The sequence below is a fragment of the Planococcus versutus genome (genome assembly GCF_001186155.3).
GTDB lineage: Bacteria > Bacillota > Bacilli > Bacillales_A > Planococcaceae > Planococcus > Planococcus versutus.
This window is the reverse complement of sequence record NZ_CP016540.2, coordinates 1,327,122-1,340,222: the sequence shown is the minus strand read 5'-3', so window position 1 is coordinate 1,340,222 and position 13,101 is coordinate 1,327,122. Positions and strand designations below refer to the sequence as shown.

At 40.9% G+C, this 13,101-nt stretch carries 13 protein-coding genes and 1 tRNA gene; all 14 read right to left on the bottom strand.

Features of this window, described 5'->3' with window-relative positions; translation table 11 throughout:
* Positions 1 to 133: 133 nt before the first annotated feature.
* The gene (gene clpX / locus I858_RS06805; RefSeq protein ID WP_065524243.1) at positions 134 to 1,405 is read right to left on the bottom strand and encodes an ATP-dependent protease ATP-binding subunit ClpX; all 1,272 of its coding nucleotides are present in this window, start codon (positions 1,403 to 1,405) and stop codon (positions 134 to 136) included.
* Positions 1,406 to 1,579: 174 nt separating this feature from the next.
* Positions 1,580 to 2,866: a trigger factor gene (gene tig / locus I858_RS06800; protein ID WP_065524244.1), complete on the bottom strand. Its 1,287-nt coding sequence runs from the start codon at positions 2,864 to 2,866 to the stop codon at positions 1,580 to 1,582.
* A 102-nt stretch (positions 2,867 to 2,968) separates the two neighbouring features.
* Positions 2,969 to 3,949 carry a tetratricopeptide repeat protein gene (locus I858_RS06795; protein ID WP_065524245.1) on the bottom strand — a complete coding sequence of 327 codons (981 nt, stop codon included), beginning with the start codon at positions 3,947 to 3,949 and terminating at the stop codon, positions 2,969 to 2,971.
* A 76-nt stretch (positions 3,950 to 4,025) separates the two neighbouring features.
* Entirely contained in the window at positions 4,026 to 4,325 is a 300-nt protein-coding gene (locus tag I858_RS06790) for a TIGR04104 family putative zinc finger protein (protein WP_065524246.1), read from the bottom strand.
* A gap of 194 nt (positions 4,326 to 4,519) precedes the next feature.
* Positions 4,520 to 4,593, bottom strand: a tRNA-Arg gene (locus tag I858_RS06785).
* 143 nt (positions 4,594 to 4,736) lie between these two features.
* On the bottom strand, positions 4,737 to 5,342 hold the full coding sequence (locus tag I858_RS06780; RefSeq protein ID WP_065524887.1) for an XTP/dITP diphosphatase: 606 nt from the start codon (positions 5,340 to 5,342) through the stop codon (positions 4,737 to 4,739).
* Positions 5,342 to 6,088: a ribonuclease PH gene (gene rph, locus I858_RS06775; protein WP_065524247.1), complete on the bottom strand. Its 747-nt coding sequence runs from the start codon at positions 6,086 to 6,088 to the stop codon at positions 5,342 to 5,344. The genes I858_RS06780 and rph overlap by 1 nt, the downstream gene beginning before the upstream one ends.
* A gap of 76 nt (positions 6,089 to 6,164) precedes the next feature.
* Entirely contained in the window at positions 6,165 to 6,968 is an 804-nt protein-coding gene (racE, locus tag I858_RS06770) for a glutamate racemase (protein ID WP_065524888.1), read from the bottom strand.
* Between the two features lie 16 nt (positions 6,969 to 6,984).
* On the bottom strand, positions 6,985 to 7,437 hold the full coding sequence (locus I858_RS06765) for a MarR family winged helix-turn-helix transcriptional regulator (RefSeq protein WP_065524248.1): 453 nt from the start codon (positions 7,435 to 7,437) through the stop codon (positions 6,985 to 6,987).
* A 74-nt stretch (positions 7,438 to 7,511) separates the two neighbouring features.
* Complete coding sequence (locus I858_RS06760; protein WP_065524249.1) at positions 7,512 to 7,979, bottom strand: acyl-CoA thioesterase; 468 nt, start codon at positions 7,977 to 7,979, stop codon at positions 7,512 to 7,514.
* A gap of 202 nt (positions 7,980 to 8,181) precedes the next feature.
* Positions 8,182 to 8,952: a succinate dehydrogenase iron-sulfur subunit gene (sdhB, locus tag I858_RS06755; protein ID WP_065524250.1), complete on the bottom strand. Its 771-nt coding sequence runs from the start codon at positions 8,950 to 8,952 to the stop codon at positions 8,182 to 8,184.
* Between the two features lie 21 nt (positions 8,953 to 8,973).
* Positions 8,974 to 10,722, bottom strand: coding sequence for a succinate dehydrogenase flavoprotein subunit (sdhA, locus tag I858_RS06750; protein WP_065524251.1), 1,749 nt, complete (start codon positions 10,720 to 10,722; stop codon positions 8,974 to 8,976).
* 45 nt (positions 10,723 to 10,767) lie between these two features.
* On the bottom strand, positions 10,768 to 11,382 hold the full coding sequence (locus I858_RS06745) for a succinate dehydrogenase cytochrome b558 subunit (protein WP_083553668.1): 615 nt from the start codon (positions 11,380 to 11,382) through the stop codon (positions 10,768 to 10,770).
* Positions 11,383 to 11,757: 375 nt separating this feature from the next.
* Positions 11,758 to 13,011 carry an aspartate kinase gene (locus tag I858_RS06740; protein ID WP_065524253.1) on the bottom strand — a complete coding sequence of 418 codons (1,254 nt, stop codon included), beginning with the start codon at positions 13,009 to 13,011 and terminating at the stop codon, positions 11,758 to 11,760.
* Positions 13,012 to 13,101: the final 90 nt, after the last annotated feature.

Here is a 13,101-nt window from a genome sequence, read left to right as displayed (position 1 = left end):
TTCGCTTTTCTAACAAAAACGGACCAACTCATGAAAGTGCGGATGCGCACGATCAGAGTCAGCCCGTATCATCCTATTGATTGGTCTTGCTTTCACTTAGTAAACCGTATTTACTTAGTGAACTTCCACTCACTTACGCGGATGTTTTCTCATCATTGTCGCTAACGTACTCTGTACCATCTTCTAGAATTAGTTTAGGAGGCACGCTGTCGGCAACTGTTTCTTTTGTAATGACACATTCAATAATGTCTTCACGTGAAGGCAAGTCGAACATAACTTCAAGCATCGTGTTTTCGATAATTGAACGAAGTCCACGTGCACCAGTTTTGCGTTCAATGGCCAATTTTGCAATAGCTACAAGGGCTTCAGGCTCAAACGTTAATTTGACGCCATCTAATTCCATCATTTTCTGGTATTGCTTGATCAATGCATTTTTAGGCTCAGTTAAAATTTGGACTAGCGCATTTTCATCCAATTGTTCAAGACTTGCCAATACAGGCAAACGACCAATAAATTCTGGAATTAATCCAAATTTCAATAAATCTTCTGGAATCAATTGGCTAAGCAATGATTTTTCGTCGATTTCTTCTTTGTTTGGATCTGCACCAAAACCGATGATTTTGTTGCCTAGACGACGTTTAATAATTTGATCTACGCCGTCAAATGCACCACCTACGATAAACAATACGTTTGTCGTATCGATTTGGATAAATTCTTGATGCGGATGCTTACGTCCGCCTTGCGGTGGAACGCTTGCAGTAGTTCCTTCTAAAATTTTCAGAAGGGCTTGCTGTACTCCTTCACCAGATACATCACGTGTAATCGATGCATTTTCAGATTTACGAGCCACTTTATCGATTTCATCAATATAGATAATCCCTTTTTCTGCTCGATCGACGTCATAGTCTGCAGCTTGGATCAGCTTTAATAAAATGTTTTCTACGTCTTCACCTACATATCCAGCTTCCGTTAATGAAGTAGCATCTGCAATAGCAAAAGGTACATTCAGAATACGTGCCAATGTTTGCGCAAGTAACGTCTTCCCGCTCCCTGTTGGTCCGATAAGAACAATATTAGATTTAGACAACTCGACATCATCAATGATGCTGTTTGAGTTGACGCGTTTATAGTGATTATACACTGCAACTGCCAATGATTTTTTCGCTTTTTCTTGACCAATTACATAGCCATTCAAAGTATCTAAAATTTCTTTTGGCTTAGGTACTTCTTTAAACTCTACTTCTTCATTTGTACCAAGCTCTTCTTCTACGATTTCCGTACAAAGCTCAATACACTCGTCACAAATATAAACACCTGGTCCCGCGACCAGTTTACGAACTTGCTCTTGTGGTTTACCACAAAACGAACATTTTAAATGTTCTTTTTCGTCATTGAATTTGAACAATGTATTCACCCCTATTCAAGCCATTATCTTACAAGATTAACGTAATTGTAGCAACTAATTAGATTCACCGTCAATTTTGCGGTTTCGAGCCCTTATACCTTGTGTTCTATGTAGTGGAAAACAAGGTGCGTTTCCGCACCTTGTTTCGCCCATAACTTATATATTGCTTATGTGTTATTCAGAAATTTTAGCGTTGTCCACGAGGAACTCAACTGTGTTTTGCATGCGGATATCATTTTCAAGCATTTCAGTTCCACCTAAAGCTGTTTTAATCTGTTCATTGTCCATGTTGAACTGACCAGCCATTTTTTCAAGTTCTTTGTCGATGTCTTCTGAAGTAACTTGCATGTTTTCAGCTTCAGCAATTGCTTCAAGTGTCATTGAAACGCGTACGCGTGTTTCAGCATCACCGTGCATTTGCTCACGAAGTGCAGCTTCATCTTGACCTGAGAATTGGTAGTACAAGTCAAGGTTCATGCCTTGTTGAGTCAAACGCTGTTCGAAATCGCTCATCATACGGTCCATTTCAGTATGGATCATTGCATGAGGAATATCGATTGTTGCGTTTTCGGCAGCTTTTTGAACTAGCTCATCGCGAAGTGACGCATCTGCAGCTGATTTTTTCTCAGCCACTAGGCTATCCTTCATTTTTGTGCGTAGTGCATCCAAGCTTTCAACTTCAGGATCGATTTCTTTAGCTAACTCGTCGTTAAGCTCAGGAAGTTCTTTTCCTTTAACTTCGTTTACTTTTACTTTGAACGTTGCAGCTTTTCCTGCAAGTTCAGCAGCGTGGTATTCTTCTGGGAATGTAACTTCAACTTCTTTTTCTTCTCCAGATTTTGCACCAACCAATTGCTCTTCAAAGCCAGGAATAAATGAGTTTGAACCAATTTCAAGCGAGTAATCCGTGCCTTCTCCGCCTTCAAATGCTTCTCCGTCTACAAATCCTTCAAAATCGATAACTGCAGTATCGCCTTCAACGATTGCTTCGTCTTCTTTAACAGTCAATTCAGCTAAACGCTCTTGGTTTTCTTTCAACTGGTTTTCGATGTCTTCGTCAGATACTTCAGTATCTGGTTTTGAAGCTTCAAGACCTTTGTATTCGCCAAGCGTAACTTCAGGCTTCACAATTACTTTAGCTGTGAATACAAGCGGCTGATTTTTTTCAATTGTTTCGATGTCGATTTCAGGACGATCAACTGGGTTGATTCCTGCTTCTTCAACAGCATTTGCATAAGCGTCAGGTAAGATGAAATCTAATGCATCCTGGTAAAGTGATTCTGCGCCAAAACGTTTTTCGAACATTTGACGTGGCATTTTCCCTTTACGGAAACCTGGTACGTTAATTTCTTTTACTACTTTCTTAAACGCTTTATCAAGACCTGCGTTTACTTCTTCTGCAGGAACTTCTACTGTTAAAATCCCTGTGTTACCTTCTTGTTTTTCCCATTTCGCTGACATATTATAAGCCCTCCAAACATTTTCTAAAAAGTCATTTTACGTTTTACTACGATTTTGACAACTTCAATATTATAGCACACATGTGGACAGGTTCAACTATTTCTACCCATTGCGCATTTCAAACCATAGTTCGGCTTGCTGGATAAACACTAATATCTTTTCATCTTTATCAAATGATGACAAACCCTCGAAAAGTCCTGCCGTATAATCCATATACGCTCTTGCTACTTGTTCTTCACTATACTCATCCCATATGAACGGATAAAGCAAATAAATATGCCGTTCAAATAGCTCTTTCACCAAGTCGTTGCGCGTTGGATCTTTTGCTAACGATTCTGACATAATGGCAGCAATTTTGCGGATTCGTTCATTATTCACTGGATCCGGCAACTCTGTGACAGTAAATACACCGTCATAATGAAATTTTTGAATTCTTATTTGTGCTTCAACGTTTTCTTGTGACAGCATAAATAATATGTAGGTCTTCGTCAATAAATCCGCTTCTGCATGTTCAACAATAGCGACTAACTTCTTTTTTAGTACTTGGTACGAAGTCGGTGGCAATGATAAAATGAGCTGCTCTTGTTCTGATGGATGCAATGCTAGAAAGTTTTCGATTGCATAAAGCGAAGCATCTACCTTTTCAGTCGCTGCGTTCACCGCAATGCGTTCGTTTAATTCTCGTAATTGATGAAACTGCTCTAAGCGCTCTTCAGGTAAAACTTTTTCTTCTATTAAGACTTTAATCATTTTTTCCGCTTCTGCAAACTCACGGACTTGCATCAAGATGCTTATGTATAGCTCCATCGTTTCCAAATAATGAATTGGACCAACTTGTAATAGTTCCCTGCACACTTCAAGAGCTTCTTCAAACTCGCCTAGCTCATACAGACAATACGTATATCCACCTAAAGCAGCTGTGTGTTCAGGCTCGTAAGTGAGTACTTGATACAAGCTATCTCGTGCATCTTCATAGTTTTCTTGCTTTAAAAAAGTCATTCCTTCGGTCAGCAAGCGATCAACTGTCGTTGGAAACACAATGACATTGCCTCTACGTTTCAACTCCTGGTATTTCTTTCGCATATTACCACCTCTTTTGTGTTTCATCATCATACCACATTCCCTTAAAGCAGAAAATAAAAACCTTGAGACAGTCTGTTTACCACAAAGGTTTTCGTTCGCTGCTCAGTTCCATCATTTTTGGAATTAAAGACAAGCCAATCGCAAATAGCACTACCATCAACACGATTGTGTAGAGGAGTGGAATATCAATTATCGCCGTAATAAGCAAGGGCAATAAAACCAGCCAGTTTATAAACGTCATACGCTGCCGTGATTTCGGTGTTGCATATTGACTAGCTCCGCAATGAGGACAGCGCATCGATCCACTAAACTTCCAGGATGCTTTAATAGATTGTTTCCATGTCCACTCTGTTCCGCACTTTTGACATGTTGGCATAAGAACGCCTCCTTAGTTATATAGTACGTTATGTGTGGGGAATGGTTTCAGAATGAATGGATTCAACAACAGATGGATGATCAAATCTCTTCAATACATCTAATAGCAGAATTACAATTAAACAGAAAACAAAAAACTCCATGCTGTTCAATGAACGGCAAGGAGTTTTTTGGGGATTATGTACATTCCTATAATGTCCCAGGAGGGATTCGAACCCCCGACCGACGCCTTAGAAGGGCGTTGCTCTATCCAGCTGAGCTACTGAGACGAAAGCTTTCTTAAAGTCCAGACGGTGGCACCTGCAAATGCGGGCGACTTTGCTTTTCTTTTGAAAGACAATTTTAATTATAGAAATGATTTAAAGAAAAGTCAATGCTATTTTAAAAAAACATTAAAATTAAACAACGCGATTTATTTTTGTTCGTCTAGCCATGTTGGCATGCTCTGTTTTAATTCACGTAAAGCATTTCCTCGGTGTGAAATTGCTGCTTTTTCGCTAGGCACTAGTTCAGCCATTGCTTTGTTTAGCGCAGGAATAAAGAATATCGGATCGTACCCAAATCCATGTTCGCCTTTACGTGCTTCGAGTATCATTCCTTCGCAAGAGCCTGAGAAAGTTTCAGTTGGTTGTCCTGGATTTGCAACTGCTAGTACACAGCGAAAACGTGCTGTGCGTTTGTTTTCTGGCACGCCAGCAAGTTTGTCGAGTACTTTAGCGATGTTGGCGTCGTCACTTTTAGCTCCACCTGCATAACGCGCTGAGTAAACTCCGGGTTCTCCGTTTAATGCATCAATTTCCAAGCCGCTATCGTCTGAAATAACCGGAATGTTTAGTGCTTTTGAAACTGCTTCTGCTTTTAAAATAGCGTTTTCTTCAAACGTTATACCCGTTTCTTCTACGTCCATATCTTGAGCTACATCTAGCAAAGTCAACACCTCATAGCCAAGCGGCGACAAGAGAGCTTCAAAATCTTTTGCTTTGCCTTTGTTTTGTGTTGCGATTACTATTTTTTTCATCATTCCGCAGACCCTTTCTCACCAATACGCGCAGCTAACTCGCCTAACGCATCTCGTTGCATGTCAATCAACTGACTAATTCCCATTTCTCCAAGGTCTAGCAATTCGTTTAACTGAACGCGTGTGAACGTAGATTCTTCACCCGTTCCTTGTAACTCTACAAAATGACCAGCACCTGTCATCACTAAGTTCATATCGACTTCAGCACTTGAATCTTCCACATAATTCAAATCTAAAATTGATCCGTTTTCTTCAGTAACTCCTACACTTGTTGCTGCAAGAAAATCGGTTACCGGAAATACTGGAAGCTCTAGCTTGCCAATAGCCATGGTCATCGCAATAAATGCGCCTGTAATCGACGCTGTACGCGTTCCACCGTCTGCTTGTATGACGTCGCAGTCGATCCATAGCGTTCGCTCTCCAAGCTTCTCAAGATCAACCACAGCACGTAATGCGCGTCCGATCAACCGTTGTATTTCCATTGTTCGTCCACCGATTTTCCCCGCTGATGCTTCGCGGCGATTTCGGCTATTCGTCGCACGTGGCAACATGGAATACTCTGCTGTGATCCAGCCTTTACCTTGTCCACGTAAAAACCCTGGCACTTTGTCTTCAATCGTTGCCGTACAGATCACTTTCGTTTGTCCTACCGTAATTAATACCGAACCTTCTGGATGAATCAAATAATCAACGTCCACTGATACAGGACGCAGCTCGTTTGTTTGTCTATTATCGATGCGTGTCATAAAAATCCTCCTTGTATATGCTCAAATAGCTTACCATATTTCGCAAGTAACAACAAAAACCCAACAGCATACGCCGTCAGGTTTTTGGAAATCGAATGCTATGAATAATCGGTTCATCTATCCTTAACCACTTCTGAATAATTGAGCCGAAAATCTGTGTAGATCCCGATGTATAAAAGCGGTGGACTGGTCGTTGGCTCCATGTTGCTAATTGGCTTCTATACACTAAAAAACGCTCGACATCTTTAGCCGTTTCCTCGGCTGAGGATAGAACATGAACTGTATCACCAAGAACTTCTTCAATAAATCCTTGGAGCAACGGGTAATGTGTACAACCTAATATCGCAGTATCAAATTCCTCATAAGCAATAGACGTTAATGTGTCATGGACAATTCGATGAGCAAACTCTCCTTCGTACTCGTCACTTTCAACCAAAGGCACAAAGCGTGGGCAAGCAAGCTGTACAACTTGTGCAGAAGACACTAACGACAAAATCGCTTTTTCATAAGCTCCACTTTGCACCGTTCCATGCGTACCTAAAACGGCAATTTTTTTAGTCGCTGACGTTTTAATAGCCGCACGTGCTCCAGGAAAAATAACGCCAATTACCGGAATCGGCAAGTTTTTTTGAAGTGAGTGCAGAGCTGCAGCTGTTGCTGTGTTGCAAGCAATGACTAACATTTTTATATTTTTTTTCATTAATGCATTGGCCATTTGCCATGTGTAAGAACGGACTTCGGCAAGTGGACGCGGACCATATGGACATCTCGCGTTATCACCGATATAGTAAATTTGCTCATTTGGCAAGAGCCTCATTATTTCTTTTGCGACGGTAAGTCCACCGACTCCCGAATCAATTACTCCGATTGGCGCATTCAACGTCATCGCCTCTATCCTATTTCATGTTTGTGTGTAATTTTTCAAGTAGCGCAGCAAAATTTCCCGCTTCATCTTTTGTAAAGTCTGCTAATACAGTTTGCAAGTATTCTTGACGTTTTTGAATCACTTCTTCAATGACGCGTTCGCCTTCTTTTAACAATTTTATCCGAACAACGCGACGATCTTGTTCTTCACGAATTCGAACAACCAGCTCATTTTTTTCCATACGGTCTACTAAGTCCGTTGTTGTACTAAAAGCTAAGTACATTTTATTCGATAAATCGCCAATTGTCATATCCCCGTGCTCAAACAACCATTGCAGCGCAATAAATTGAGGTGGTGTAATGGTATAAGAACTTAAAATTTCTCGACCTTTTTGCTTAATGATTCCAGCAATGTAACGCAGTTCTTTTTCCATAAATGCGATGCGTTCTAATTCATGGATTGTTTCTTGTTTGTCTTCATTCATTACTCGTCATCACTCCTCAGAAACTCTATGTTAGTTCTATAGTGAAGGTTTTTTATACATCTGGCAAGAGCCCGTTACTCTTTAACGGCTACTAGATGCGTTGTGCGAAGCATGTCGATTTCTTCTTTAGACCAAGGATGGCCTTTTCCGGTTTGTTTTGAAATTTGGACAATTACGCCTCGCCCTGTAAAGCAGGTTTCTTTTTTTTCATTCACTGTCCAGTAATGAATATCCGCCGAGCTTGTGCCAACACGCGCAACTTTCACATACACCTCTAACTTTTCATCAAAAAACACTTGCTGCACAAAGTCTACTTGCATATCTGCGACAACTGGAAACAACTCATTGCCTGCTTCAAGCCACCGCTGCATCAAGCCCATGCTTTTCATAAATTCAATTCGCGCAAATTCAAAATAAGCAATAGGTACGGTGTTATTAACGTGACCAAACATATCCGTTTCAGAAAAACGCACTTGAACCGGCGCGGAAAAAAAGAACTCTTGTTTCCACTTTTGAAAGTCTTCAATATAACTTGCTTTCATATGTACCTCTCCTTACTCGACTTTTGATGGAACTAACAACTCTTGCTTTGCAAAAAGTTCTTTGTTTTTGTGTTCTATTTACATTGTCTGTACTTATTTATCTTTTTCATTTTACTAGTATATCAAAATCTTTAAGAAAGAGCAGACGTTTTAATTGTAGGCAAAAATAAAAACCCCGCAGCAGCGGGGTTTTATCAAACTACTAGTCAACCATTCTGTCACTTCCGAAGAAGTTACGGAACATTTGAACAGTCGTATCGCGATTTAATGCTGCGATTGACGTGGTCAACGGAATTCCTTTTGGACAAGATTCTACACAGTTTTGAGAATTTCCACAGCTTGCTAATCCACCTTCGCCCATAAGAGCGTTCAAACGAGCATCACGGTTCATAGCACCTGTTGGATGTGCGTTCATTAAACGAACTTGAGAAAGTGGCGCAGCCCCGATAAAGTCAGATTTGTCGTTGACGTTCGGACATGCTTCAAGACATACACCGCACGTCATACATTTAGATAGTTCGTAAGCCCATTGGCGTTTACGTTCAGGCATACGTGGTCCATCTCCAAGGTCATGCGTACCATCGATTGGCACCCACGCTTTAACTTTCTTCAACGAGTCGAACATACGACTGCGGTCAATGATTAAATCACGAACAACAGGGAATGTTTTCATCGGTTGAAGACGGATTGGCTGTTCTAACTGATCAACTAGCGCCGTACATGATTGACGTGCTTTGCCGTTGATGACCATTGAACATGCGCCACAAACTTCTTCTAGACAGTTCATGTCCCAAGTTACAGGAGTGGTTTTTTTCCCTTCCATATTGACAGGGTTACGACGAATTTCCATCAATGCCGAAATGACATTCATGTTCATCTTATATGGCAATTCGAACTTTTCCCAATACGAATCTTCATCCGTAGAGTTTCTGCGTTCGATTTCAAATATGACTGTTTTTGCTGCTTCACCCATGTAAATTAGCTCCCTTCATAATTATGCTTTTGCTGAATAATCACGTTTACGCGGTGGAATTAACGCTGTATCGACTTCTTCATAATGGAAGATAGGTGCCTCTAAGCCATTAAATTTAGCCATAGTCGTTTTCAAGTATTCCTCGTCATTACGTTCCGGGAAATCCGGTTTGTAATGAGCTCCGCGGCTCTCGTTGCGGTTAAGCGCGCCGATTGTGATTGCTCGAGCCAAATGAAGCATATTGCGCAATTGACGTGTGAACATCGCACCTTGGTTACTCCAAAGCTGTGTATCCGTAATGCTAATGTGATTAAACCGCTCAAGAAGTTCTTGGATTTTTAAATCCGTCTTTTCTAAACGATCGTTATAGCGAACTACTGTTACGTTATCTGTCATCCACTCGCCAAGTTCTTTATGAAGAACATATGCGTTTTCTGTACCGTCTAATGCTAAAATTTCTTCCCATTTGCGTTTTTCTTCTGCTTCATACTGTTCGAAAATAGTTGATGGAAGATCTTCTGCCAACACTTCGAGACCGTTGATATATTCAAGCGCATTTGGTCCTGCGACCATACCACCATATATAGCTGAAAGCAATGAGTTTGCGCCCAAACGGTTTCCACCGTGCTGAGAGTAATCACATTCTCCTGCTGCTAAGACACCAGGAATGCTCGTCATTTGATGATCATCCACCCATAGTCCGCCCATTGAATAATGAACAGCAGGGAAAATTTTCATTGGTACTTTACGTGGGTCATCGCCTGTGAATTTCTCATAGATTTCGATGATTCCACCTAATTTAATATCCAGTTCTTTCGGGTCTTTGTGAGAAAGATCCAAGTACACCATATTCTCGCCATTAATGCCGAGTTTTTGGTTAACACATACGTCAAAAATTTCACGTGTTGCAATATCACGCGGAACTAAATTTCCGAAAGCCGGATACTTTTCTTCAAGGAAATACCAAGGCTTGCCGTCTTTGTATGTCCAAATACGTCCGCCTTCTCCACGAGCCGATTCTGACATTAAGCGCAGTTTATCGTCTCCTGGAATTGCCGTTGGGTGAATTTGAATAAACTCACCGTTCGCATAGTATGCACCTTGTTGATAAACGATCGAAGCCGCTGAACCTGTATTAATAACAGAATTCGTCGATTTCCCGAAAATAATCCCTGGTCCACCAGTTGCCATGATAATAGCATCTGCGCGGAACGATTTAATTTCCATTGTCGTCATATTTTGAGCTGTGATCCCTTTACCGACACCTTGTTCGTCAAGAACAAGACCAAGGAATTCCCAACCTTCGTATTTCGTGATCAGTCCGGCCACTTCGTGACGACGAACTTGCTCATCTAATGCATACAATAATTGTTGGCCAGTTGTTGCACCAGCAAACGCTGTTCTGTGGTACATAGTTCCACCAAAGCGTCGGAAATCTAAAAGACCTTCCGGCGTACGGTTAAACATAACGCCCATCCGATCGAACATACGTATAATTCCAGGTGCTGCCTCTGCCATTGCTTTTACAGGGCGTTGATTTGCTAAGAAGTCGCCACCATACACCGTGTCATCAAAGTGGATATCCGTAGAATCCCCTTCACCTTTTGTATTTACCGCTCCATTAATCCCGCCTTGAGCACATACTGAGTGGGACCGTTTAACGGGAACGATTGAAAATAAATCGACCGGTGCGCCTGCTTCTGCTACTTTAATTGATGCCATTAAGCCAGCAAGTCCGCCACCGACGATCGTAATTTTGCCCTTCGCCATGTTAGTGTTCACTCCTCTTTTAGTTCACCAATAATTGAAACATTCTTAAACGAATGCAAACAATGCTCTGATACCAATGATTGATAATACAACAAATACTAGAAGCGTGAAATAAGTTGTATATCGCTGTGCTGATGCGGATTGTGTAATTCCCCACGTAACTAGGAAAGACCAAAGTCCGTTTGCTAAGTGGAACGTTGCTGTTAAAACACCGGCGATGTAAAATGCCATCATCCACGGATTATCTAAGATGTTGGCCATCATGTTAAAATCAGCTTCAGCAGCTGCTCCGATCGCGACTTGGAATCTTGTTTCAAAGACGTGCCAAGCGATAAAGACTACTAGGAAGACCCCTGTATAGCGTTGTGCGACAAATAAAATATTACGCAAGTAGCTATAATGTCCAGGATTGTTCTTCGCAGTAAACGCTATGTATAGACCATAGAAAGCGTGATACATGATCGGCAGGTAAATAACGAAGATCTCCAGGAAAATAACGAATGGAAGATTTGCCAAAAAATAAGATGCCTTGTTAAACGCTTCTTCACCCTGTGTTGCAAAATGGTTAACGATTAAGTGCTGCGTTAAGAATAAGCCGATAGGAATAATTCCTAACAATGAGTGCAGCCTGCGCATTAAAAATTCACGATTGTTATCCAAAATTTTACCCCCCTCAAACATTGTTTGGCAGCATCAAAGCAAGCGAAAAATTCCGAATGCACATGAAGCCGCACACCATCATGATACAATAATATGACATATTTATTGTACTCCCACCCTTTAAGAGCGTCAAGGCAACTCAACTTTTTAAAACAGATAGTTACTATCTTTCCAAAGGAAGTAAAATGCAAAATCAATCTTTAAACGCGTTAAAATGTAACCGTTTTAATAGAATTCGCCAAAAAGCGATTCTCTAATTGAGAATCGCTTTTTGGTTGCTATTGCGTGTAGAGCATACACACAAGCATTACTATTCTTTTACGAATGAGAATTTGAACGTTTTGTGAATCTTGTCACGATCCTCTAAATTATCCATCAGTCTGTGGCAGAAACGACTATTTCTTTAGAAAACTGGACTTCAGCTAAATCGTATACTTTATGCAAAGCATTTGCAGCTTGTTCCATATTCGACTGGGGCACAACAACTGAAATTTTAATTTCAGACGTACTGACCATTTTAACCGGGATTTCTTCCCCTCTTAAACTATCGAACATCCGCGCGGCAACTCCTGGATTGGATACCATTCCGGAACCAACAATTGATACCTTCGCCAAATTCTCTTCTATATTGATTGATAAAAAACCCATTTTTTCATGTACCTCTGTTAATGCGCTTCGAGTTTCTTTTAACTTGTCTTGGCTTATTGAAAAAGAAACAGATGGTGGAAATTCGTCGCTAATACTTTGAACAATAATGTCTACATCAATTTGGTTTTCAGCAAGTGTATTGAATATATTGGCCAATGATCCGTTAAAAGGCTTTTTATATGTAACGGTCACTCGTGCAACTCCGGATTCAAATGCTATGCCACGGACGATTAAGTTTTTCTCCACAGTGATCACCTCTTGTATGATTGTGCCAGGCTCGTCAGAATAACTGGCTCTGACCGATAACGGTACTTTATTGTTTTTAGCAAATTCAACAGCTCTTGGATGTAAAACACCTGCTCCTAAGTTCGCGAGCTCTAACATTTCGTCATAAGAAATTTGTTGTAGTTTCCGTGCACCGGTCACACATCTCGGATCAGCTGTGTAAACGCCGTTGACATCTGTATATATTTCACATTTTTCTGCATTTAATGCTGCTGCAAGTGCGACAGCTGTTGTATCGGATCCTCCTCTACCTAGTGTTGTAATGTTACCCATTTTATCAACACCTTGAAATCCAGCCACAACACAAAAATACCCTTTTTCTAACACACGTTCAAGACGTTCTGTGTGAATATGTTCAATCCGCGCATTGCGTGGCACTGACTCTGTTGCAATTCCTGCTTGCCAGCCAGTAAAAGACAACGCTTTGTATCCTAGCTTTTTAAAAGCCATGGCTAGTAAAGAAATTGTGACTTGTTCACCTGTAGCGAGCAACATATCCATTTCACGTTTAGAGGGCTCTTGTGAGATGGCTGCTGCAAGTCCAAGCAATGTGTCCGTTGTTTTGCCCATTGCAGATACGACAATGATTACACGCTTGCCTTGCTCTTTTTCACGGATTGCTCTTTTCGCAACTTCTATAATTTTTTCAGGAGTTGCGACGGATGTTCCGCCAAATTTCATAACGATTGTTTTCATTCTATCCACTCCTGTATTCAGTGTGTGGCTCTCAAATTGGTTAGTACTTTCGCTAACACAAAAAAAGGCAGCTTACCGCAATCGCGGTAA